The sequence below is a fragment of the Nocardia brasiliensis IFM 10847 genome (assembly GCF_000710915.1).
GTDB classification, from domain to species: Bacteria; Actinomycetota; Actinomycetes; order Mycobacteriales; family Mycobacteriaceae; genus Nocardia; species Nocardia brasiliensis_A.
Genome location: NZ_BAUA01000079.1, coordinates 13,718 through 37,394, shown reverse-complemented (window position 1 = coordinate 37,394; position 23,677 = coordinate 13,718). Strand labels below are relative to the sequence as shown.

Below are 23,677 nucleotides of genomic sequence, written 5' to 3'. Positions count from 1 at the left end.
GGGCCGAGCTGGTTGTCGTTCTCCGCGCCGATCGCCTGCAGCTGCTTGGTGAGCTGGGCGACGTTGTCGAGCAGCTGGCGCAGCAGCCCCTGCCGCTCCATCACCCGGTTCGCGATGGCCTCACCCTGGGTGATCACCAGCAGCACGCTGTTGCGGTTGTCGCCCAGGATCTGGGTGACCCGGTTCAGGTCCTTGAGCAGGCTGTCCACCTCGTCGCGGCGGGTGTCCATCACCTTGGCCAGCGCGCCGACGCTGTCGAGCGCCTGCGCCATCAGCTGCGGCGAATCGCCCATCTGCTGATTGATCAGGTTCAGCGACTCGGACAGCTTCTTGGTGTCGAGCGCCTCGAACTTCGGCGTACCGACCTGCACCACATCGGCGAGGTTGTACGGAACGGCGGTGTTGGACACCGGGATTCGGCCGCCCTTCAGGCCGGTGCCGTCGCCGGGCTCCAGATCCACGTACCGGGCGCCGAGCAGCGTCGCCATCTTGATCGACGCGCGCGCGTCCGGCCCGAGCTTGACCCCGTTGTCGACGCTCAGCGTCAGCAGCACGTGGTCGCCCTCGAGTTTCGCGCCGTCCACCCGCCCGCTCGTCACGCCCGCGATGGCCACCCGGTCGCCGACCTTGATGCCCGCGGCCTGCACGAACTCGGCCTTGATCGACTGCTCACCGACACCGAGCAGCTTGATCGCGCTGGAGGCGAGCAGCAGCGCGACGATGAGCACGCCGCCGATGATGCCGAGCCAGAAGTAGCGGTTGTTGTCGAACTTGTTCTTGAGCTTGGTCATCATGGGCGGCACACCGCCGAGTGCGAAGTGCCACCGATCTGCGAGAACAGACCGCGCGGGAACAGCACGCCGTACAGCGAGACGTCCAAGCCGCACAGGTAGGCGTTGGCGTAGCCGCCCTCGGAGGTGTGCTTGCCACCGATCGAGACGATGTTCGGCAGGTCGATCGCCATCTGGTCGAGTTTGGCGCCGTTGTTCAGCAGCAACGTGAGGGCCGCGCTGGTGGAGTTCTGCGCGGTCTGCAGCTTCGGCTGGATGTTGCCGACCATATCCACCAGCGAGCTGGTGGCGTTGGCGATCTGCACGGTCGAGGACTGCAACGACTGCCCCTGCTCGTACAACCCGCCGATCAAGGCCCGGGTCTGGGTCACCAGGGTCTCCAATTCATCACCTCGTTTGGCCAACCCCGACATCACGCCGGACAGGTTGACGATCACGTCGGACAGGATCGCGTCCCGCCGCTGGAAGTCGGTGGCCAGCTGCGCGGCCTGCACGATGAAGGCGCTCAACGAGACTCCGTCGCCCTGCAGGGCCTGGATGAAGGTCTCCGACAACCGGTTCACCTGCTCGGGCTGCAGCGCCTGGAACAGCGGCTGAAAACCGTTGAGCAGTCCCGACACGTCGAACGACGGCTCGGTGCGCTCCAGCGGAATCGATCCGTTGTTCTTCAGCTGCGCCGGGCTGGGCGCTTTGCCCGGCGCCAGCGCGACGTAACGCTGCCCGATCAGGTTCTGGTAGCGCACCAGGGCTTTGGTGTCGTCGAACAGGGTTTGATCCCGCTGCACGACGAAGGTCACCTTCGCCACCTGCTTCTTGGACTTCGGGTCGCGGTTCAGCTCGATCTTCTCGACCTTGCCGACCCGCACGCCGGCCATCCGGACGTCGTCACCGGTATGCAAGCCGAGCACATCGGAGAACGTCGCGGAGTAGGTGTTGGTGTCGCCCTGGACGATGCGCGCCAGGGTATTCCAGACGACAACCGTCACCAGGATGGAGACGAGCGCGAAGATGCCGAACCCGATCAGCGGCTTTCTTATGCTCATGCCGTCACCTCGCTGGCGCTCGGCGTCGGCATGTGCATAGCACGCTGCGACATGATTCCCTCACTACGCTCGCTCATTTGCTCGCCTCGCTCTGGGCCACGTGCATGGTCCCGCCCTTCAAGATCGAGCTCAACAGCAGATATTCGGCGGTGGTCGGCTGACGCCCGAGCAGCTGGGTGATCGCGGCATCGCCCTGGTAGGAGATCTCCCCGACCTTCGGGGTGCCCGCCGGTGCGGCGGCCGGCGCCACCGGGCCCGGCGCGGGCGCCGGAGCGGGGGCAGGCTGTTGTCCGAACAGACCGGGCAGCATCGGGAACAGGCCCTCCAGCGGCGTGCCCGCGAACGGGCGCGGCTCGCCGGCCACCGGGCCCGCGGCGGTCGCCGGGTTGGGCATGGTGACGCCCGGGATCAGCGGCAGCCCCGGCATCGGCACCACCGGCGGCAGACCGGCGGCCGACTCGAGCGCGCGCGGCTTCAGCTTGTCCGGCAGCGGCGGCAGTTCGTTCACCGCGGGCGCGGTGGCACAGCTCGGTCCGGCCAGCTCGCCGTAGCGCGGGCAGTCGGCCACGGTGTACGGCTTGTACGGCGTGAGCGTGATACCCGCGTTCCAGCGCTGCTGCTGTTGCGGGCCCCAGGTGAAGGTGGTGTCCATCCGGCGCACCATCTCACTGAGATTCAGGATCGTGTTGGTGATCGCGGACGGATCCGCGGCCACCGCGCCGAACATATCGCTCATGCCCGTGGTGACCTGCTTGCCGACATCACCGTTGCGCGCGAACAGATCGTTCACGGTGTCGACCGTGCTGCTCGTGCCGGTGATCAACGCGACGAGATCGGTGCGCCGGTCGGCGATGGTGCGCGCGGTGTCGACGGAAGTGCCGAGCACGTCGAGCAATTCGGGCGCGGATTGGTTCAGCGCGTGCATCGACGCGGACAGGTCACCGAGCATCACCCCGAGGTTCGGGATGGAGTCGTCCACCGACTGCAACCAGCGATCGAACCGTTCGACGGTGGAGCCTGGCATCCGGCCGCTGCCGTCGAGCGCCTGCGAAAGCGTGCCGAGCACGCGCCCGAACTGCATCGGATCGATCCGGTCCAGGATATTGCGCACCGTGGTCAGGGTGTCCTGCAGTGCGAGCGTGCCCGCGCTGCGGTCCTCCTCGATGACCGAGCCCTCGCGCAGATACTGATCGGCCGGGCCGTTGAAGACCAGCTCGACCGAGGTGACCGCGAACAGGTTGCTCGGCACCACCCGCGCGGTGACGTTCGACGGAACGCCCTTCGCGAACTCGGGCTTCATCTCGATCTGCACCTTCTGCAGCTCGCCCTTGGCCGCGACCTCGACGTCGGCGACCTCGCCGACGAGCACGCCGCGGAACTTGACGTCCGCCTTCTCCGGCAGTCCGTCACCCGTGGTGGTCAGGTTCGCGACGACGTTGACCTTGTCGACGAAGTAACCGGTGTAGCGACCCATCAGAAAGGCCAGCACGACAGCGAAGACGACCAGCCCGCCGACACCCGCGAGGAGCAGCTGGCGCATGGTGGGACCACGCCCACTCGGATCAATGATCATCTCGTCCTACCCTGAGATCCGGATTCCGGCGGTGACGCCCCAGATCGCCAATGTCATGAACAGATTCGCGAAGACGACCGCGATGATGCACACCTTGATCGCCCGGCCGGCCGCGACACCGACGCCCTCCGGCCCACCGGAGGCGAAGAAACCGTAGTAGCACTGGATGAACGTGGTGATCGCGACGAACAGGATCGCCTTCACCAGCGAATAGACCACGTCGCCCGGTACCAGGAATTGGTAGAAGTAGTGCTGGTAGGTGCCGCTGGCGGTGCCGCCGATCAGCTGCACGGTCAGCGAGCAGGAGATGTAGGCCATCGCCAGACCGAGGCAGTACAGCGGGATGATGGCGATCATCGCGGCGAACATCCGGGTGCTGATCAGGTAGGGCAGCGGCCGGATCGCGATGGACTCGAGCGCGTCGATCTCCTCGGAGATCCGCATGGCGCCCAGCTGCGCGGTGAACCGGCAGCCCGCCTGCGCGGCGAACGCGATCGTGGCGAGCAGCGGGCCGATCTCGCGGGTGGTGGCGAACGCCGAGATCGCGCCGGTGATCGGGCTCAGGCCGAGCAGGTTCAGCGAGTTGTAACCCTGGATGCCGACGGTCATCCCACCGAAGGCGCTGAGGATGACCACGACGCCGATGGTGCCGCCGCCGACGACCAGGTTTCCGTTGCCCCAGGTGACATCCGAGAGCAGCCGCCACACTTCCTTCGGATAGTGCTTGAGCGCCAACGGGATCGAGCCGATCGAGCGCAACAGGAAGAACACCTGGTGGCCCAGTTTGGCGAGCAGATTCGCCGGCGCCGACGCGCCCTTGCGGAGCTGTTGGAACGGCCGCAGCAGCGGGGGAACGTATGTCGACGACACTCAGACCACCTGGGACGGGAACAGTGCGTTGTACACCTGAGTGATTATCAGGTTCACGCCGAACAACATGATCGCCGAACTCACCACTGCCGAATTGACCGCGTTGGCCACACCGCCCGGGCCGCCGCGGGCATTCAGTCCGTTGTCGCACGCGATGATCGCCGCGAGCAATCCGAATATCAGCGATTTCACCAGTGCGACAAGAAGATCACGCGTGACGGCGAACGAGGAGAACGTACCGATATATGAACCGGGCGTTCCGTTCTGCGCGAAAATATTGAAGATGTAACCGGTCAAGAAACCGACGAAGACGACGAAGCCGCACAGCAGCACACTGACCAGCATGGCCGCGCCGAGGCGCGGAGCAACCAACCGGCGCATCGGGTCGACACCCATCACCTTCATCGCGTCGATCTCTTCGCGGATGGTGCGCGAGCCGAGATCGGCGCAGACCGCGGAGCCGACCGCGCCGGCGATCATCAGCGAGGTGACGAGGGGAGCGCCCTGCTGGATGATGCCGAGGCCGTTGGCCGCCCCGATGAAGGAGGTCGCACCGACCTGCCCGGCGATCGAGCCGACCTGGATCGATACGATGACACCGATCGGAATGGCGACGAGCAGCGTGGGCGCCGCCGAGACGCTCGACATGAACGCGCACTGGCGGATGAACTCACGAAAAGGGAAGCGGCGACGGAAGATCGAGACGAAAAGTTCGGCAACCGCCGCGATCCCCATGGTGATCTGGCGGCCGAAGGTTTCCAGCGAAGCCTTCGGATGGTCTGCCCAGTAACCCTTGGTCCAATCGACCGCATCACTCATCCGTGACCCTGTTGGTGGACTCTCGGTCGACTGCACTGGCTAACCCCTCTCGACGCCGGTTGGCTGCCCCGACGACTTGTTTGCTTGACGCACCTTACTACGTAGTAAGCCAGAACACACCACCCTGTTGTGATTGCAGTCATAGACCTCGGCCACAGTGCGCGTAACGCTATGACGTGGGACATCGACATTGGGGCATAGCCCAAACAGGTGGGCCTCGACGTTGGCACAAGTGACAGGTCAAGCTGGGAATCGACAGCTCGGAGCGGACCATCCGGGCAATTTATTCGGACAATATTCAGGCAAAATACCTTTCGATTCCGGAACCGTACGAAACGGACCGCTCTACTACCGGAGTACAAACAGGAACCGAACAAAAGCCTTTTCCATAGCGTGTCGCTATCGACACCGATAAGAGACAAAAGGGAGGATTTGACTGAAATAGGGTGAACCCCGGACCGTCGTGGACACCCTGCTGTAGATGACGCGCCCGGACAGAAATACTGACACGATGGGTGCGACAGATTGATATCGTGCGGGCTTCCGACGTCTGGAGGGACATGTTCAGCAAACTCGCCAAGGTGGCCAACGCCGCCTTCGCCGTAGCCCTGGGTGCGGCGCTGCTGGGGACGGGCGCGGGGGCCGCGCAGGCCGACCCCGGCCCACCGGTCGTGGGCGGCGGCTCCGGCATCATCATCTCCGACACGCCGGGAGCCCTCAGCGACCAGTTGTTCGAGTGCACGGTCACCACGGTCGGCCGCGACGGCGCGGGCCGCCTCGTCGGCTTCACCGCCGGGCACTGCGGCGAACCCGGGTACGAGGTGTACGCCGAGGCCGACCGCGGCGCCGGCGTGATCGGCCGGTTCGTCTACTCCAACCACGACCTGGACTACGCCGTCCTCGAATTCAACGAGAACAAGATGATCCCGGTGAACCGGATCGGCAACGTCACCATCACCGGGCTCGGCGGCCCCGCCCAGTTCCCGACGATCGTCTGCAAGGAAGGCCGGACCACCGGCAACACCTGCGGCATCAGCTGGGGCGACGTGTTCGGGTCGAACACCGAGACCTGGAGTCAGATGTGCGTCGTGGAAGGCGATTCCGGCGCGCCGGTCGTCGTCGGCTCCACGCTGGTCGGCATGGTCAACGCCTACCTCGCCGTCGCGTGCTTCGGCCCCGAGGTGGGCACCAACATGTCCACGATCACCGACGACGTCAATGCTCGCGGCGGCATCGGCGCGGGATTCCGGCCGATCTGACGTTTCCCGGACAGCGCGGCGGCGCACCACTGCGACAGTGGTGCGCCGCCGTTTTTTGTCGAACTGCCATGGTCGGCTGTACTGCCATGTCGCACTGCCACTTCGGATCGACAACCTTTACCGCGCGCCACGCTGTCCGCTAACTTCAGCTGTGCCGGCACCGTACATCCATCGGGGGACACAGAATTCCATTCGATTGCGAATGCTGTTCGCAATAGCACTGCTTTGCTCTGCTGACCCCTGAGCCAGATACGTCGAACGAAGATCAGGGAAAAATGAATATCCGACGCAGCGTTACCGCCGGCATTCTGGTGCTGGCCACCACGATCACGATCACCGGCGGCTCCGCCGCGGTCGCGACCGCCGCCCCGGCCGATCAGGTCGTGCACAGCCGACTGCAGGCGGCGGATCGATTCGAGATGCCCACGCGACGCCTCGAACCCTCCGCAGCGGCAAGGCAGTACGCCGAAGAGCGCCTCGGGCCGGACGGTATCGCCGACATCCGGCAGGCCTACACCAGTGCCGATGCCGAACTCCGGCGAAAGGCGGCACTGCCGGTGGCGGGACTGCTGCTGGCAGCGGCCGCCTGGTGCGCCCGAGGAGCGCTGGGCAGCGTGGCGACCTCGGTGCTCGACGACATCTCGAACGGCGGACAGGGGACCAACTACGCCAGGAACGCCATCATCGGTTGCCTGGTAGGCGAACTCGGCGGCGTGGTCTGGAAGTTCGTCAAGAACAAGGACCGGCTGATCGCGGTGGTGGCGGCGGTGCTCATCCGCTTCCCGAAGGGCTGACCGGCGGTGGTCCGGGTCGGCGGGCAGCGACGAGCCGCCGACCCGGCGCGGACCTGGATACGATCGATCGGATCAGCACAGATCGCACGAACGCCGTGGCGTGATCGGCAGGAAACAGGGGCGGCATGCTTCCATACGTGATTATCATCGGCTACGGCGCAGTGCTTTTCATGGTCGCGCGCGCTGCGATACAAGGCCATCGCGGACGAGGTCTGCGCGACACACCCTTTCGCGAAGAGGTATCCGATCGGGTATTGACCGATCCGGAACTCAGAGGCCGGGCGAACCGCGTGATCCGAAACTACGGTCTCGCCGCTTCGGCAATGTGTATCCCGCCGATAATCGCCATGATAAATATCCTGCGAAATGATATCGACCGACATGTGTCCACACCATTTCTGATTTTTCTCACGCTATACACCGCGGCGATCATCTGTGTAGCGCTCTACCCGGCTGTGCACATCCGAAAGATGTGACGCGGTCACACCCTCACTGCGCCGCTCGCTCGTCCGACTGCGACGCTCGCTCGCTCGGCGCTAGGGCTGGTCCGGTGGCCGCGGCGCACTGCGGCAGGCAGTCCACGTTGTCCAGGGTCGGCGAGCGCCGCGGCGAGCGCAGCAGCACACCGGCGAGCACCGCGCCCGCGACCAGCAGCCCGACGCAGATCCACATGGCCTTGGCGAAACCGTGGTCGAACGCGACGGGATCACCCAGCGCACCGGAGATTCCGGCCAGGCCGGGCAGCGCGGCGACGGCGAGCAGTTGTGCGGTGCGCGCGACGGCATTGTTCACCCCGGAGGCGATGCCCGCCTCACTCGACGGCACCGCGCCGAGCACGGCCCCGGTCAGCGGGGCGACCAGCGCGGTGAGCCCGAGCCCGAAGACGAGCACGCCGGGCAGCACATCGGTGAAATACGTGGTATCCGGGCCGATCCGGAGCAGCAGTACCAGGCCACCCGCGGCAAGCAACGGACCGACCGTCATCGGCAGGCGCGGGCCGTGCACCTGGGCCCACCGCCCCGCCCGCGCGGACAGCAGCAGCATCACCAGCGTGACGGGCACGGTCGCGACACCCGACATCAGCGGTGAATACCCCGCCACCAGTTGCAGTTGCAGCACCAGCAGGAAGAACACGCCACCGAGCGCGGCATACACCGCGAGCGTGACCAGGTTGGCCGCGGTGAAGACCCGCGAGGCGAACAGCGCCGGCGGCACCAGCGGATGGTCGCTGCGCAATTCGATCACCACGAACGCCGCGAGCAGCAGCAGTCCGCCGACGACGAGCAGCGGCATGGTGTCGATCAGGCCGAAGGTCAGCGCGCCGAGGGCGAGCGCGACCACGAAAGCGCCCGGCACGTCCAGTCGGGTGCCTGCGTTCGGATCACGGCTCTCCGGCACATGTTTCACCGCGACCAGCACGACCACCACCGCGAGCGGCACATTGATGAAGAAGATGGAGCGCCAGCCCGCGACCTCGATCAGCCAACCGCCGAGGAACGGGCCGAGCGCGCCGGAGACGCCGCCGAACCCCGACCACAAGCCGATCGCCGCACCCTGATCACGCCGGTCGATCGACGAAGAGATCAGGGCGAGGCTGCCCGGCGTCAGCATCGCACCGGCCACACCCTGCAGAATCCGCGCGAACACCAGCATCTCGATATTCATCGCGGCGCCGCACAGCACCGAGGCGAACGCGAAGCCGATGGTGCCCCAGACGAATACCTTGCGCCGGCCGAGCCGGTCGCCCAGCGAGCCGCCGAGCAGGATGAACGACGCCAGCGTCAGCGTGTAACCGTTCAGTGTCCATTGCAGGCCCGCGACGTCGGTGTCGAGCGATGCACCGATCCGGGGCAGCGCGATGTTCACGACGGTGGCGTCCAGCGAGGCCACCGATGAACCGAGAATCGTGCCGAGCAGAATCCAGCGCCCGGTGGACGATTTCAGCCGCGGGAGATCAGTCGTGCTCACCGACCCAACATAATGCGCAGGATCGAACAGCGGCGGTATTCCGGTGGTGTCAGAGTTCCTGGACGCAGACCACGAAACGCCGTTCCTCGTAGACATATCCGGAACCACTGTCACAGGCGCTGACGTCGCTGGCGCCCTCGACCCGGTTGACCACCTTGACGCCCTTCTGCGGCGTCGCGCCGGTGCAGTCGATCCGCTTGGGGTCGTCGCCGCCGACATCCATGCAGCCGCCGACCACCCAGTCGATATCCAGGCAGTACGCGCCCTGTTCGATGCCGTTGAGGGTTTCGGCGTAGTAGTTGTCGGCGTCGCCGACGCAGGCCGTGCTCTTGGGCGCCTTGCCGATCACCTTGTAGTTGGCCGCTCGGCTGCCGCACGAGGCCTTCTCGATGGTGGCGTTGCTGGTGGTGCCGCCGAGCGTGACGCAGTCGCCGATGTTCGCCTCGAAGTCGGTGTTGCCACCCTTGTTCGTACTGGTGGGCGCCGGCTTACCGGACGAAGGCTTCGGCGTGACCGAGACGGCATCGATGGTGCCGTTGTTCACTGCGGGCTGCGCGTGACCGCTGATGGTGGAGCTACAGCCCACCAGCGCGAGGGCGGCAACACCGACCAACGTCGCAAACGCGACACGACCCCAGGTCAGTTGACCAGACACGTACAGTCCTCCCGAGCTGTAGTGCTTCGAACTCGGACCCCCGGAAAGAATTCGAAGTGCGCAAAGCAGTGCTTGAAATACACGCCATGCATACACCATGGACCGCGCACACGTCGACCCGACTGCGGAATCAGGCTGCTAGCAACCGATCTGAGTACAGTGGTGTTTTCGGTGCGAGAGGAGTTTGTCCGTGAAGCTGATCAGCGCGATCGTATGCGCGACTGCCGCGGCGGGGGTCTCGCTGGCCTTTTCCGGCACTGCCTCAGCTACCGACGTGCAATGCACTTCGACACAGGGGACCGACATCACCGTCATCGACGGCAGCACCGCCTGCCGGGCGGCTACCGATCTGCTGGGTGAGGCCAAATCGTTCGGTATCGACGGTATCGGTTATGCGAATGCCACGGCGGGCGCCCGCGCGCTCGGCATCGGCATCGCGGGCGGGGTGGGCGCGGGCGAGGGCTCGGGCGGCATACCGCTGGCGATCGGCGTCGGACAGGATGCCATCGCGCTCAGTTCCATTGATCGCGATGATGTTTCGCCCGCCGCCTGGCCGCCGGTGCTCGCGGTCTCGGTCGCCTTCGAAGGGTCGCGCGCGAGCGCGCGGACCGCCGAGGCCAGCGTGATCTGCCTGGGCGGCGGCGCCTTCGCCTGGAATTCGAGCACCGGCGACACCTGCCTCAGTACGCCGCTGGGCCGCTGGCAGACCGGGGCCGAGCGGTTACCCTGAGGACGGTCCGACGATCGGTGGTCAGGAGGTGACCTCATGGTTTCGGCAATGGCGGCAGGCGGCTGCGACGGTCGCGCCGAACGCGGCGGACTCCTCGCGCCCCGGGAGATGCGGGTCGACCCGCGCTTCATCCGGCTCGCGGACCAATTCTTCGGCATGTTCGAGCAGCCCAGCCGCGGCGGCGGCGCGCTGGCCGTCTACCTCGACGGCAAGCCGGTGGTCGACATCTGGGGCGGCTGGGCCGCCAAGGACCGGCGCTGGAACGGCGAGACCGTCGCGCTGACCTTCTCCACCGGCAAGGGCGTCGCCTCCACCGTCGTACACCGGCTCGCCGAGCGCGGCCTGATCGATTACGACGCGCCCGTGGCCACCTATTGGCCCGAGTTCGGCGCGCACGGCAAGGCCGACATCACGGTGCGCGATGTGCTGTCGCACCGAGCCGGGTTGCATCGGGTGCGCGGCCTGGTACCCGGCCGCGAGGGCATCCTCGACTACGCGGCCGTCGTGACCGCGCTGGCCGAGAGCCCGGCCGACCCGCGTCGCATCCGCACCTCGGGCTATCACGCGATCACCTTCGGCTGGCTGGTCGCCGAGATCGTGCAGCGGGTGACCGGCGATCCGTTCACCGAGGTGGTGCGCCGCGAGATCGCCGAACCGCTCGGGCTCGACGAGTTCTGGTTCCGGGTGCCCGAAGCCGAGCGGTACCGGATCGCCAAGATCTTTCCGCACCTGAGCCCGCCCGGGATCCGCTGGAACACCGCGTCGTCGGTGCTGTCCTGGGTGCGGCCGATCCGCGGGCTCGCCGAGGCGGGCATGCCGGAGAGCTTCGACGAACTGGTCCGCGACCCGCGGGTGCACGACGCGGTGATGCCCGGCTGGAACGGCGTCTTCTCAGCGCGCGCGCTGGCCAGGATGTACGGCGCGCTCGCCAACCGGGGCGCGGTGGAACTCCCGCAGGCCGGTGGCGGCAGCCGGACGGTGCGTTTCCTGCGGCCGGAGACGATCGAGACGATCAACCAGGTGCAGCCCGCGGAGAGCCGCGATTACGTGCTCGGCCTGCCGCTGCGCTTCACCCTCGGCTATCACCGGCCGGTGCTGATGTCCAAGCAGCAGCCGCGAAAAGCGTTCGGCCACTACGGTGTCGGCGGGTCCGGCGCCTATGCCGATCCGGAGCTGGGCATGTCCATCGCGTTCGTCACCAACCGGCTCGGCAACGCGGTGACGGCGCTCGGCGACGCCAGGCTGGCCCGGTTGGCGGCGACGGCGCGGGCCACGGTACGCAAGGCCAAGCCCGCGGTGGCGGTCGACGAGAGCGACTGAAGCACGTCCCGGGGGACGGCAGGCCGGGTCGAACCGCAGCCATACGCGGTTCGTTGCTATGAGTATGGAAGAGGACGCCGCTGGTCCCGGCCCGGACGCGCCGCCTATACCGCTTGCGCGGCTACCGCGACCACGGCCGCTGCTGTGGCACGCGCTGCGGGCCGGCCTGGATTTCGAGCGGTATTTCCGCTGGCGGCGTGCGCGCGAGGGCGACCCGATCTATTGCGAATTTCCCGGTATGGGGTCGGCGTTGTTCACGGGTACCGCTGCGGGTGCGCGCGAATTGTTCCGGGCACCCGTCGAATCGGTCGAACCGCCGCGGCCCAATCCGATCGAGCCACTGGTCGGCTCGGCGTCGCTGATCCTGGCCGCGGGTGCGCGGCATCGTCGCGATCGGGCGCTGCTCACGCCCGCGTTCCACAGCACGCGCATCCGCGAATACGGCGCCCTCATCAGAGACGCCACCCGCGCGGAACTGGCGGGGGACACCGGCCCGGCGTGGGTGCCCGGTGCGCGCATCGATGCGCGGGCGGCCGCGCGTTCGATCACCTTGCAGGTGATTCTCACGGCCGTGTTCGGCGTGCACAGCCCACGGCGCCGAGCCGAATACGTCGGCGCGATCGGCGCGTTCCTGGACGCGTTCTCCGGGCCGCTGATGCTGCTGCCGGTGTTGCGGCGCACGACTTTCGGTCACGGCCCGTGGGATCGGTTCGTGCGGGCGCGGGCCCGGCTGGACCGATTGATCCGCGACGACATCGCCCGCAGGCGAGCCGATCCGCACCGCCGCACGACCGACTTGCTCGGCCTGCTGCTGGGCACCAGGTATGACGACGGCAACGCGATCTCCGACGCGGAACTGTGCGACGAACTGCGCACGCTGCTCGTCGCCGGGCACGAGACCACCGCGACGACTCTCGTCTGGGCGCTGTATCACCTGCATCGCGCGCCGCCGACGCTGGAACGACTACGCGCGGAACTGCGAGCCGCCGGACAGGAGGCCGATCCGGCGGAGCTGGCGCGGCTGCCCTACCTGGACGCGGTGTGCCAGGAGACACTGCGGCTGCACCCCGCGGTGCCGATCGTGGTGCGCAGGCTGACCGCGCCGGGGACCCTGTGCGGAATCGCCCTGGCGGCAGGCGACACGATGGGGGTCGCGGTGCCGTTGCTGCATTCGGATCCGGCGGTGTGGTCCGCACCCGAACTGTTCCGTCCGGAGCGGTTCCTCGAACGCCGATACCGGCCCTATGAATTCGCGCCGTTCGGCGGCGGGCATCGGCGGTGCGTCGGCGCGACGCTGGCAGAGTACGAAATGCGAATTGCGTTGGCCACCATTGTCGGCGACGTGCGGTTGCGTCTGTCGCAACGGTATGCGAACGGCCGTACGCCAATTTCGGTGCCGCACAACATAGCAACCGGTCCGCATCGCTCGATTCCGTTCGACGTCGTGAGTGATTTATGTCACGAAGACGTTTGATCACGTCGGCGCGGCGGCCTACCAGCGGCGGTCCGCGGCACGGCGGACTCGCCGACGTGACCGGTAACTTTCACTCAACTACGTGAAGGCCGACCGGCTATGTGACGGCTACCACACCAGGTGGTCGGTCCGAATCATTATGAAAGACAACTGGCTTCAGGTCACCCCGGGACGGTAGGAAGGACGGCAGGGTCGGGCCGTCAATACCCGTGGAGTGCTCTGCCGGCTCCCGGGCGAATGAGATCTTTTGTTCACGCGCGCGTCTATACGTGCGCGCGAGAGATGGAATGGACGAGAAACCTATGCATGTCGCTTCGCACACCGGGTCGCCAGTCGCGCACCGCCGGGGAGCTCAGCTGTCCCGCCGGTTGCGCGCGGGCGCTCTGCTGTCCGCGACGATCGCGGCGGCCGGTGTCCTCCTGGTCGCCCCCGCGGGCGCCGAGCCCTTCCCCGGGTTCGGTTCCGGGTCCGCCGGATCGGCGAACGAGCCGGCGCCGCAGCAGCCGAACTTCGCGCCGCCGTCGATCAACATCGCCGACGGCGAGGTCGTCGGGGTGGCGCAGCCGATCATCATCAACTTCAAGGAGCCGGTGCCCGACCACGCGCTCGCCGAGAAGTTCATCAAGATCACCTCGTCGAAGCCGGCACCCGGCCACTTCTACTGGCGCGGCGACAAGCAGGTGCGCTGGCGGCCGAACGACTACTGGCCGGACAACATCGACGTGCAGGTGGAAGCGGGCGGCACGCGCAGTGCCTTCAAGATCGGCGACGCGTTCGTCAGCACGGCCGACGACAACACCCACACCATCACCATCACCCGCAACGGCGAGGTGGTGAAGACGATGCCGACCTCGATGGGCAAGCCCAAGCACGAGACCCCCAACGGCATCTACATCGTCGGCGAGCAGCTGCCCAAGATGATCATGGACTCGTCCACCTACGGTGTGCCGACCACCGACCCCGAGGGCTACAAGCTCGAGGTCGAGTACGCGACCCGCATCTCCAACAGCGGCATCTTCGTGCACGCGGCCCCGTGGTCGGTCGGCCAGCAGGGCAAGTCCAACACCAGCCACGGCTGCCTCAACGTGAGCACCGAGAACGCCAAGTGGTTCATGGAGAACTCGCGGCGCGGCGACCCGGTGGTCGTGGAGAACACCCAGGGCGGGGTGCTGAGCTCCAGCGACGGTTTGGGCGACTGGAACTAACCAGCGCTTGCCGAGCGAGGCGAGTCACGAGGTTGCGGTTCAGCAACCAGGTGACTCGCCTCGCTCGCGTTCACAGCACGGAACCGGCGCCGCGGATGATCAGAACTAAATGAAGAGAACTCGCTGTGGCCGAGCGCATTTGCCGAAAGCGGTGATCATCTCGCTGGTCGTTTGATTCACTGAGCGCGTGCTCGAGAAGTTCAACAGCTCGGGGCCCAGCGTTAACCGGCTGTTTGCTCCTTTCCGTAGAGTGCGCGACGTGCGAATGCGGCCGGAGCGAGTTCTACCCCAACCGCGTGGACGTGGCTGGCGCGGCCGACCCTGGCAGGACTACGCGCTGTTCCTCGTGCTCGTCGTCCCGAATCTGGCGTTGCTGACGCTGTTCGTCTATCGGCCGCTGATCGACAACATCCGGCTCTCGTTCTACGACTGGAACATCTCCGACCCGGTGGCCACGTTCATCGGCGTGCAGAACTACCGCGAGTGGTGGGGGCGCACCGACTCCTGGGACATCGTCACCAACACCGTGGTGTTCACCCTGGCCGCGGTGGTCGGCAGCATGGTGCTCGGCTTGGCGCTGGCACTGCTGCTGGACCGGAAGCTGTTCGGGCGCAATGTGGTCCGCTCGGCCATCTTCGCGCCGTTCGTGATCTCCGGCGCCGCGATCGGCGTGGCCTTCCAGTTCATTTTCGATCCGAGCTTCGGCCTGGTCCAGGACGTGCTGCACCGGATCGGCGTGGAAAAGGTGCCGGACTTCTACCAGAACCCGCACTGGGCGATGTTCATGATCACCGTGACCTACATCTGGAAGAACCTGGGCTACAGCTTCGTCATCTATCTGGCCGCGCTGCAAGGGGTTCGGGCCGAGCTGATGGAGGCGGCCGAGATGGACGGGGCGAGCCGCTGGACCACCTTCACCAAGGTTCTGCTGCCGCAGCTGCGCCCCACCACCTTCTTCCTGTCGATCACCGTGCTGCTGAATTCGCTGCAGGTCTTCGACATCATCAACGTGATGACCCGCGGCGGGCCGCTCGGCACCGGGACGACGACGATGGTCTTCCAGGTCTACGAGGAGTCCTTCCGCAACTTCCGGGCGGGCTACGGCGCGACCGTCGCCACCATCATGTTCCTGGTGCTGCTGATCGTCACGCTGATCCAGGTTCGCGTCATGGATCGGAACGAACAGTGAAAACCGCAGGGGTAGAGACCCGTTCGTATCGCAGGCGGCAGCGCGGTGTCATGGTGCTCGGCTACGCGGCCATGGTGTGCGTGCTGATCATCGTCGGGGTGCCGTTGTTCTGGATCTTCATCACCTCGTTCAAGGAACGCCCCGACATCTACGTGCAGCCCGCGGTGTACTGGCCGCACAGCTGGCGGCCGGAGAACTACTCCGACGCCACGACGACGCTGCCGTTCTGGACCTTCCTGCGCAACTCGCTGATCGTCACCGGGGTCGTCTCCGCGGTGAAGTTCGTGCTCGGCGTGTTCAGCGCGTACGGACTGGTGTTCCTGCGCTTTCCGGGTAAGAACGTGGTGTTCCTGGTGATCATCGCGGCGCTGATGGTGCCGAACCAGATCACCGTGATCTCCAACTACGCGCTGGTTTCCCAGCTCGGCTGGCGAAACACCCTGGTGGGCATCATCGTTCCACTCTGCGGCGTCGCCTTCGGCACCTTCCTGATGCGCAACCACTTCCTCTCGCTGCCCTCGGAGGTGATCGAGGCGGCCCGGATGGACGGCGCCAACTGGTGGCGGCTGCTCACCCGGGTGGTGCTGCCGATGTCCGGGCCGACCATGGTCGCGTTCGCGGTGGTCACCCTCGTCAACGAGTGGAACGAGTACCTCTGGCCGTTCCTGATGGCGGACGGGCCCGAGGTCGCGACGCTGCCGGTGGGCCTCACGCTGCTGCAGAACACCGAGAACCCGAGCGTCACCAACTGGGGGCCGGTGATGGCGGGCACGCTGCTCACGATGCTGCCCATCCTGCTGGTGTTCCTGGCGCTGCAACGTCACATGATCAAAGGCCTCACCTCGGGTGCGGTCAAGGGTTAGAAACAGGAGAAACCACGTGTCCACTTCTCAGTTCCCCGCGCTGTCCCGGCGCGGATTCCTCGGGCTGGCCGGCACGGTCGCCGCGGGTGCTGTGCTCACCGCGTGCGCGGGCACCGGCGGTGGGTCCAAGCAGTCCGGCGACTCCAACACGATCAACTTCTGGTCCAACCACCCGGGCAGCTCGAAAGACCAGGAAACCGAGCTGATCAAGCGGTTCACCGAGAAATTCCCGGACCTGAAGGTGAACCTGATCGACGCGGGCAAGAACTATGAGGAGGTGTCGCAGAAGTTCAATGCGGCGCTGTCCGGCGGTGAGCTGCCCGATGTCGTGGTGCTCTCCGATGTCTGGTGGTTCAACTACGCGCTCAACGGTTCCATCGAACCGCTCGACGCGCACTTCGGCGACGCGGGCGTCCAGCTCGACGACTACGTCGATTCGCTGGCCTCGGACTATCTGTTCAACGGCAAGCACTACGCGCTGCCGTACTCGCGCTCGACGCCGCTGTTCTACTACAACAAGGACGTGTGGTCGAAAGCCGGTCTGCCCGACCGTGGTCCGAACAGCTGGCAGGAATTCGACGAGTGGGGCCCCAAGATCCAGTCGGTGGTCGGCGACGGCAAGCTCGCGCACGGCTGGGGCGATGCGAAGAACTACCTGGCCTGGACCTTCCAGGGTCCGAACTGGACCTTCGGCGGCGCGTACTCCGATCAGTGGACGCTGAAGTTCACCGACCCCGGCACCATCGCGGCGGGGCAGTTCTTCCGCGACATGATCCACACCAAGAAGTACGCGGGCATCAAGCCGCAGATCGCCGTCGATTTCGGCACCGGCGTGATCGCCTCCACCATCGCGTCCACCGGTGACCTCAAAGGCATCAAGCAGAACGCCGAAGGCAAACTGCAGTTCGGCACCGCCTTCCTGCCGCACCCGAACGGACCCGGCGTCACCACCGGCGGCGCCGGCCTGGCGATTCCGGCGCGGATCTCCGACCAGCGGAAGATCAACGCGCTCAAGTTCATCGAGTTCATCACCAACCCGACGAACACGGCGTACTTCTCGCAGCAGACCGGGTACATGCCGGTGCGCAAGTCGGCCGTCACCGACCCGACCGAACAGGACTTCCTGGCGAAGAACCCGAACGCGAAGGTCGCCATCGACCAGCTGCCGCTGACCAAGTCGCAGGACTACGCGCGGGTGTTCGTGCCCGGCGGGGACCAGATCATCGGCACCGGCCTGGAACAGATCGGCCTGCAGAACGCCGACCCCGCAACGGTTTTCGGCAACGTCACCAGCCAGCTGCAGGCCATCATCGACCGGCAGATCACGCCCAAGCTGCCCAAGTAGTACCCCTGGTTCGTCGTGGCGGCGGGCACCCGTCGGTCCGCCGCAATGACCTGGGGCGCAATTCGATTCATCCGAGGAAAGGCCGACAACGATGGCAACCGTGCAGTTCGAGAGCGTCACGCACCTGTATCCCGGTGCGCCGACGCCCGCTGTCGACAGCCTGGACATCGACATCGCCGACGGCGAATTCATTGTCCTCGTCGGCCCTTCGGGCTGCGGGAAGTCGACCAGCCTGCGCATGCTGGCCGGGCTGGAGTCGGTCGAGGACGGACGCATCCTGATCGGCGGCAAAGACGTCACGGGGCTGCCGCCGCGCGCCCGCGACGTCGCCATGGTGTTCCAGAGCTACGCGCTGTACCCGAACATGACGGTCGCGCAGAACATGGGCTTCGCGCTGCGCAACGCGGGCATGAACAAGGCCGACACCCAGGTCCGGGTGCAGGAGGCGGCCAAGATGCTGGAGCTGGAGCATCTGCTGGACCGCAAACCCGCGAAACTGTCCGGCGGACAACGGCAACGGGTCGCGATGGGCCGGGCCATCGTGCGCAGGCCGCAGGTGTTCTGCATGGACGAGCCGCTGTCCAACTTGGACGCGAAGCTGCGCGTGAGCACCCGGTCCCAGATCGCCGCGTTGCAGAAGCGGCTCGGCACCACCACCGTCTACGTCACCCACGATCAGGTGGAGGCGATGACCATGGGCGACCGGGTCGCCGTGCTGCTCGACGGCAAGCTGCAGCAGATCGCCGCGCCTCGCGAGCTGTACGACAATCCGGTGAACACCTTCGTCGCGGGCTTCATCGGCTCGCCGGGAATGAACCTGCTGGAAGCGCCGGTCCGGGACGGGGCGGCGGTGCTCGACGACCTGCGTATCCCGTTGCCGCGCACCGTGAAAACCGGCGATCGGGTGATCGTCGGCATCCGTCCGGAATCGTGGGAGGTCACCACCGACGCCGACGGCCTCACCGTGGCCGCCGAACTGCTCGAGGAACTCGGCGCCGAATCCTTCGTCTACAGCCACGGCGTGGCGCAGGACTGGAACAGCCGCTCCGGCAAGGTCGTCGCCCGCGTAGACCGCCGCTTCCAGGTGGCACTAGGCGACCAACTCCGCCTCCGCCCCAAACTCGACGACGTCTTCTTCTTCGACGCCACCACCGAAGACCGCCTGCGCTGACCGCGCCGCGGGTCGCCGGGACCCGCGGCGGTGTCCGCCTACCAGATGCGGACGCGGTCCTCGGGGGCGAGGTAGAGGGCGTCCTCGGGGGTTACGTCGAAGGCTTCGTGGAAGCTGTCGATGTTGCGGACGACTGCGTTGCAGCGGAATTCGGGCGGGGAGTGCGGGTCGATGGTGAGGCGGCGGATGGCTTCCTCGGTGCGGGCCTTGGTGCGCCATACCTGGGCCCAGCCGTAGAAGACGCGCTGCAGACCGGTGAGGCCGTCGATCACGGGAGCCTCGGCGCCGTCGAGGGAGATCTTGTAGGCCTGCAGGGCGATGGACAGGCCGCCGAGATCACCGATGTTCTCACCGATGGTGAATTCGCCGTTCACGGTGTGCTCGTCGGACAGGTCCTTGGGCGACAGCACGTTGTACTGATCGATCAAAGCCTTTGTCCGCTTACCGAATTCGGCACGGTCGTCGTCGGTCCACCAGTCGACCATATTGCCGTCGCCGTCGTACTTGGCGCCCTGATCGTCGAAACCGTGCCCGATCTCGTGGCCGATCACCGCGCCGATACCGCCGTAATTGGCGGCGTCGTCGGCGTTCATGTCGAAGAACGGCGGCTGCAGGATCGCCGCGGGAAAGACGATCTCGTTCATGCCCGGGTTGTAGTAGGCGTTCACGGTCTGCGGCGTCATGAACCATTCGTCACGATCGACCGGGCCGCCGAGCTTGTTCAGGTCGCGGTCGTGGTCGGCGGCGTAGCCGCTGCGGTAGTTGCCGACCAGGTCGGCGGGATCGATCCGCACGTCGGAGTAGTCCCGCCACTTGTCGGGGTAGCCGATCTTCGGGGTGAACTTCTCCAGTTTGGCCAGCGCGGCCGCCCTGGTGTCGGCGCCCATCCAGTCCAGCTGGGCGATGTTGCGCCGGTAGGCCTCCTGCAGGTTGGCGACCAATTCCACCATCCTGGCCTTGGCCTCGGGCGGAAAGTGCTCGGCCACATACAGTTTGCCGACGGCCTCGCCGAGCAGATCCTGCACCAGCGAGACACCGCGCTTCCACCGCTCGCGGATCTCCTCGGCGCCGGTGAGCGTGCGCCCGTAGAACGCGAAGTTCTCCGCGACCAGGTCGTCGGTGAGATACGGTGCGCGCGAACGCAGCAGCCGCCACGTCGCCCAGGCCTGCCAATCGGCGAGCGACTCCCCCGCCCACACCTGCGCGAAGGTGTCCAGGTAATCCGGTTGCCGGACAACGACTTCGGCGAACGCCTCGGGGCCCGACGCGGCGACGTGCTCCGCCAGCGCGGAAGTCCATGCCGCCCAATCGAACTCGGGGTGATCGGCGACGAGCGCGGCGAAGGTGGTCAAGTTGTAGCTGCGCTCCGCGTCCCGGCGGCGCACCACGTCCCAGTGCCCGGCGGCGAGCTTGCGTTCGAGCTCGAACACCCGCTGCCCCACGGTGTCCAGCTCCCGCGGCAGCAGTTCGGCGATCCGGGGATCGGCCGCGGCGATGGCGAACATGCGGCCGATGTGCGCGATGTAGGCGGTGCGGATCTCGGCGTGTTCGTCCTGGCGGTAGTACGACTCGTCGGGCAGGCCGAGGCCGGACTGGGTGAGCTGCACCAGGTAGCGGGTGGAGTTCTTGTCGTCGGTGTCCACGTAGCAGCCGACGGCGCCGCCGACGCCGGTGCGCTGCAACCGGCCGAGCAGGGCCGCGAACGCGCTACGGTCGGCGACCTCGTGGATGGCGGCGAGTTCGGCGGAGATCGGGGCGAGCCCCGCGGCGGCGACCGTCTCGGTGTCCATGAAACTGGTGAACAGATCGCCGATCTTGCGGGCGTCGGAGCCCGGTGCGGCGGCCTCGGCCGAGGCCCGCTCGATGATCGCCTGCACGTCGCGCTCGGCCTGGTCGTACAGGGTGCGGAAGGCGCCGTCCACCGCGCGGTCGGCGGGGATCTCGTAGTCGTCCAGCCATTTGCCGTTGACATGCGCGAACAGGTCGTCCTGCACCCGTACGCCCTGGTCGAGATAGGACAGATCAATACCGGAAGGACTGGTCAGCTCGGAAGTCACGCTATCCAGTATGCCCACGGACGGGCGGTGCGCAGGTCGGAGTCGGCCCCCGGCCACGGCGGGCCGGGGGGTGCGGGTGGCTGCGGTCAGACGGTCTGCGCGACGCGGTCGAATTCGCCGTCGTGCGCCCCGAGCAGGAAGGCCTCCCACTCGGCGGGGGTGTAGCTGAGAACGGTGTCGCCGTGGCGCAACGTGGTGTGTCCCTCGGCGGTGGTGGCGGTGATCAGGGTGCCGTCGGTTCGCCGGCCGGTCCGCAGGCTGTCGAGGAACACGGTCCATTCGGGTGCCGTGACGGTGATGACGGGCTCGTCGGCGGGGTGGTTGGCCGGATCGCGACGGTATTTGCTGTCCCGGACGAGCACCGCAGCACCATCGAAACGGACCTCGACACACTGGTTGCCGTTGTTGGACCGGGTCGAAGTGAACCAGCCGGTGGAAACTGACCGGTGGGTAGGGGTGGTGGCCATGGGCAGGATTTTACACTCCGGCATAGGCTCTGATCAGGGTCGATGACTCGTCACGGTCCAGCGATTGTTCTTGTGCGCGAACGTAAGCGAAGCTGAGATCGCGCACCAGATCCGGGTCGTCGACCGCCCCGCCGAACACCGCGCTCTCCGCCCAGCCGAAGGTCGGCAACTGCTCGCCCGCGAAGTCGACCAGATGGAAACTGGACCCGCCGAGCACCGCGCCCGCGGTGGCGGCGAACGGGATCACCCGCACCTCGACGGTGTCGAGCTCATCGATCAACTCGGCCAGATGGGTCAGCTGCCCGCGCAAGACCTCGGGTCCGCCGGTCTGCTGCAGCAGGGTGCCCTCGCCGATCACGGCGGTGAGTTCGACCGGTTCGGCGCCGCGCAGTCGTTCCTGTCTGCGCATCCGGATCGAGACCAGCTGTTCCACCTGCACCGGACGGATCATCACGTCGGCGCTGATCAGGGCGCGCGCGTAGTCCTCGGTCTGCAGCAGGCCCGGCACCACCAGGCTGTCGTAGCTGCGAATGCTCTGCGCGCCGAACTCCATGCCGTACAGCCGCTGTAGTTCGGGGCCGATCAGCGCGGACGACCTGGCCCACCACCCGCGCTGCTTGCTCGCGTCGAGCAGGGCGAGCAGCTCGGCCCGCTCCTCGGCCTCGACCTCGAGCAGTTCGAGCACCGGGCCGATGGTGTTGGTGGTCAGTACCCGTCTGCCCTTTTCCACATGCGACCAATTGGCGGGGGTGAAGCCGACCCGCTTGGCGAAGCCCGCCGAGTCGAACCCGCGTAGTTCGCGCAGCTCCCGCAGTCGCAACACCAGTTCCCAGCGGGCAACGGTAGGCGAGACGGGTGCCATGACAGGCGATCGTACGCGCGGGCACGGCACCGGCGTGTGACTATTGTCAATAGTGACGTACCGCACTATGGTCGGGTCTCAGCGGTCGATTCACTCCCACTTCACACGATCCACCCGCATCGAGGCAGGTTCGTCATGAGTTTGTCCCGCACCGAATCCGACGGTCATCCGGGCGTCCCGGACTACACCGCGATTCAGGATGCGCTCGCCCGCTGCCGCAGCTACCGCAAGGACCACGGCCTCTACGGCATCGTCGACCCGGCGCTGGGCCGCATCATGCTCGAGGTGGGCGCGGTCGGCGCGGTGGTCATGCCCGCCGCGCTCGGTCAGCGGGTACGGACGCGGCTCACCGAGACGACGGCCGAGTCGCGGCCTGGGCCGATCATCGCGCATCCGCGCTCGTCGCGCTGGACCTTCCTGACTGGCCCGACCGACAACTCCTACCTCGACACGACGCTGTTCGCCGACCTGTTCCGGGTCTGCGCGTCCGTCGCGCTGCCGGGCAGCCACGTCGTGCTGCCTTCGCCCACCGACGAACACACCGGCTACCGCAACTGGATCGCGCCGCCCGAGCACGACTTTCGCCGCGAGATGGGCGAGGTGCTGGCCGCTACCCGCGCGTGCGCGAGCGGCGCTTAGCCGGGCCTAGCGCGGTGTGGGCGCGGGCGGCGGAGTCAGCGTGATGCTGAACCGGTCCTCGAGATTCTGGTTCCAGTCCCGCTCGCACTGGTCGAGCTTGGCCTGGTCGTTGCCCGCCTTGCTGACGCAGTCGATGAAGTCCTTGCCACCGGAGTCGACGAAGAAGCTGTAGCCGACGACGGCGAGCACGCCCGCGATGATCATGCCGAAGATGCCGAGCACCAGGCCGCTGATGGCCATGCCCGTGCCGCCCGCGCGACCCGAGCGTGCCTTGACCACCGCGATGATGCCGAAGATGAGCGCGAAGACGCCGAACAGGAAGCCGCCGATCACGGTCCAGCAGGTGAGCAGCGCGAGAATGCCGAGCACCAGCGCGGTGATCGCGAGGCCCTTGCCCTTCGGCGATTCCTGCCAGTACTGCCCGGGTTGCTGCCCCGGCGGCGGGTATCCGGGAGGTGGGGGATATTGGCCTGGAGGCGGGTATTGCGACATGGATTTCCTCTCCGGGGTGCGCAGGGATCGCCTACTGATCGCCCACGCTACGGGCGGATGTTAATAAAGTCGGGCATATCGACCACAGCCG

Annotated in this window: 23 protein-coding genes; 12 read left to right on the top strand and 11 right to left on the bottom strand. The window is 66.6% G+C overall.

What is annotated here, in order from left to right; all coding sequences use genetic code 11:
• The 5 genes from NBRGI_RS17105 to NBRGI_RS17085 form a co-directional block, all read right to left on the bottom strand.
• The coding region (locus NBRGI_RS17105) for an MCE family protein (RefSeq protein ID WP_029897484.1) at positions 1-794 on the bottom strand (794 nt) is incomplete at its 3' end.
• Positions 791-1,834: an MCE family protein gene (locus NBRGI_RS17100; RefSeq protein WP_029897482.1), complete on the bottom strand. Its 1,044-nt coding sequence runs from the start codon at positions 1,832-1,834 to the stop codon at positions 791-793. The genes NBRGI_RS17100 and NBRGI_RS17105, both read right to left, overlap by 4 nt.
• 73 nt (positions 1,835-1,907) lie before the next feature.
• Positions 1,908-3,407: an MlaD family protein gene (locus NBRGI_RS17095; RefSeq protein WP_029897480.1), complete on the bottom strand. Its 1,500-nt coding sequence runs from the start codon at positions 3,405-3,407 to the stop codon at positions 1,908-1,910.
• A gap of 6 nt (positions 3,408-3,413) precedes the next feature.
• Positions 3,414-4,277 (bottom strand): ABC transporter permease, encoded by an 864-nt coding sequence (locus tag NBRGI_RS17090; RefSeq protein ID WP_029897478.1) that lies wholly within the window; start codon positions 4,275-4,277, stop codon positions 3,414-3,416.
• Positions 4,278-5,096, bottom strand: coding sequence for an ABC transporter permease (locus NBRGI_RS17085; protein ID WP_014989178.1), 819 nt, complete (start codon positions 5,094-5,096; stop codon positions 4,278-4,280).
• A gap of 560 nt (positions 5,097-5,656) precedes the next feature.
• Between NBRGI_RS17085 and NBRGI_RS17080 the strand changes: the two genes are divergently transcribed.
• The 3 genes from NBRGI_RS17080 (at position 5,657) to NBRGI_RS47505 (ending at position 7,625) form a co-directional block, all read left to right on the top strand.
• On the top strand, positions 5,657-6,355 hold the full coding sequence (locus NBRGI_RS17080) for a hypothetical protein (protein WP_029897474.1): 699 nt from the start codon (positions 5,657-5,659) through the stop codon (positions 6,353-6,355).
• 275 nt (positions 6,356-6,630) lie between these two features.
• Complete coding sequence (locus tag NBRGI_RS43895) at positions 6,631-7,149, top strand: hypothetical protein (protein WP_051727838.1); 519 nt, start codon at positions 6,631-6,633, stop codon at positions 7,147-7,149.
• Between the two features lie 137 nt (positions 7,150-7,286).
• Positions 7,287-7,625: a hypothetical protein gene (locus tag NBRGI_RS47505; protein ID WP_148310855.1), complete on the top strand. Its 339-nt coding sequence runs from the start codon at positions 7,287-7,289 to the stop codon at positions 7,623-7,625.
• A gap of 13 nt (positions 7,626-7,638) precedes the next feature.
• On the opposite strand, the gene NBRGI_RS17070 is transcribed toward NBRGI_RS47505, so the two are convergent.
• Positions 7,639-9,117 carry an MFS transporter gene (locus NBRGI_RS17070; protein WP_029897473.1) on the bottom strand — a complete coding sequence of 493 codons (1,479 nt, stop codon included), beginning with the start codon at positions 9,115-9,117 and terminating at the stop codon, positions 7,639-7,641.
• A gap of 49 nt (positions 9,118-9,166) precedes the next feature.
• Entirely contained in the window at positions 9,167-9,772 is a 606-nt protein-coding gene (lppU, locus tag NBRGI_RS17065) for an LppU family putative lipoprotein (RefSeq protein ID WP_051727837.1), read from the bottom strand.
• Positions 9,773-9,962: 190 nt separating this feature from the next.
• On the opposite strand from lppU, the gene NBRGI_RS17060 reads away from it, so the two are divergent.
• From NBRGI_RS17060 to NBRGI_RS17025, 8 genes are all read left to right on the top strand, one after another.
• Positions 9,963-10,502, top strand: a complete 540-nt coding sequence (locus NBRGI_RS17060) for a DUF6764 family protein (protein ID WP_029897468.1) — start codon at positions 9,963-9,965, stop codon at positions 10,500-10,502.
• 48 nt (positions 10,503-10,550) lie between these two features.
• A complete protein-coding gene (locus tag NBRGI_RS17055) occupies positions 10,551-11,822 on the top strand; it encodes a serine hydrolase domain-containing protein (RefSeq protein ID WP_029897466.1) in 1,272 nt (423 codons plus the stop codon).
• 58 nt (positions 11,823-11,880) lie between these two features.
• Positions 11,881-13,296 carry a cytochrome P450 gene (locus NBRGI_RS17050; RefSeq protein WP_029897464.1) on the top strand — a complete coding sequence of 472 codons (1,416 nt, stop codon included), beginning with the start codon at positions 11,881-11,883 and terminating at the stop codon, positions 13,294-13,296.
• A 302-nt stretch (positions 13,297-13,598) separates the two neighbouring features.
• On the top strand, positions 13,599-14,501 hold the full coding sequence (locus NBRGI_RS17045) for a L,D-transpeptidase (protein ID WP_029897462.1): 903 nt from the start codon (positions 13,599-13,601) through the stop codon (positions 14,499-14,501).
• A 259-nt stretch (positions 14,502-14,760) separates the two neighbouring features.
• Complete coding sequence (locus NBRGI_RS17040; protein WP_029897460.1) at positions 14,761-15,690, top strand: carbohydrate ABC transporter permease; 930 nt, start codon at positions 14,761-14,763, stop codon at positions 15,688-15,690.
• A 50-nt stretch (positions 15,691-15,740) separates the two neighbouring features.
• On the top strand, positions 15,741-16,553 hold the full coding sequence (locus NBRGI_RS17035; protein WP_014989189.1) for a carbohydrate ABC transporter permease: 813 nt from the start codon (positions 15,741-15,743) through the stop codon (positions 16,551-16,553).
• Between the two features lie 16 nt (positions 16,554-16,569).
• Positions 16,570-17,898 (top strand): ABC transporter substrate-binding protein, encoded by a 1,329-nt coding sequence (locus NBRGI_RS17030; RefSeq protein ID WP_029897456.1) that lies wholly within the window; start codon positions 16,570-16,572, stop codon positions 17,896-17,898.
• Between the two features lie 91 nt (positions 17,899-17,989).
• Positions 17,990-19,069: an ABC transporter ATP-binding protein gene (locus tag NBRGI_RS17025; RefSeq protein WP_029897454.1), complete on the top strand. Its 1,080-nt coding sequence runs from the start codon at positions 17,990-17,992 to the stop codon at positions 19,067-19,069.
• A gap of 38 nt (positions 19,070-19,107) precedes the next feature.
• Here the strand turns inward: NBRGI_RS17025 and NBRGI_RS17020 are convergent, their stop codons facing one another.
• The 3 genes from NBRGI_RS17020 to NBRGI_RS17010 all read right to left on the bottom strand — a co-directional run bounded on the left by NBRGI_RS17020 (position 19,108) and on the right by NBRGI_RS17010 (position 22,455).
• The gene (locus NBRGI_RS17020; protein WP_029897452.1) at positions 19,108-21,126 is read right to left on the bottom strand and encodes a M13 family metallopeptidase; all 2,019 of its coding nucleotides are present in this window, start codon (positions 21,124-21,126) and stop codon (positions 19,108-19,110) included.
• Positions 21,127-21,212: 86 nt separating this feature from the next.
• Positions 21,213-21,593 carry a DUF397 domain-containing protein gene (locus tag NBRGI_RS17015; RefSeq protein WP_029897450.1) on the bottom strand — a complete coding sequence of 127 codons (381 nt, stop codon included), beginning with the start codon at positions 21,591-21,593 and terminating at the stop codon, positions 21,213-21,215.
• Positions 21,594-21,603: 10 nt separating this feature from the next.
• Positions 21,604-22,455, bottom strand: coding sequence for a DUF5753 domain-containing protein (locus NBRGI_RS17010; protein ID WP_029897448.1), 852 nt, complete (start codon positions 22,453-22,455; stop codon positions 21,604-21,606).
• Between the two features lie 135 nt (positions 22,456-22,590).
• On the opposite strand from NBRGI_RS17010, the gene NBRGI_RS17005 reads away from it, so the two are divergent.
• A complete protein-coding gene (locus NBRGI_RS17005; RefSeq protein WP_029897446.1) occupies positions 22,591-23,094 on the top strand; it encodes a hypothetical protein in 504 nt (167 codons plus the stop codon).
• Between the two features lie 6 nt (positions 23,095-23,100).
• On the opposite strand, the gene NBRGI_RS17000 is transcribed toward NBRGI_RS17005, so the two are convergent.
• Positions 23,101-23,586, bottom strand: coding sequence for a DUF4190 domain-containing protein (locus NBRGI_RS17000; RefSeq protein WP_029897444.1), 486 nt, complete (start codon positions 23,584-23,586; stop codon positions 23,101-23,103).
• Positions 23,587-23,677: the final 91 nt, after the last annotated feature.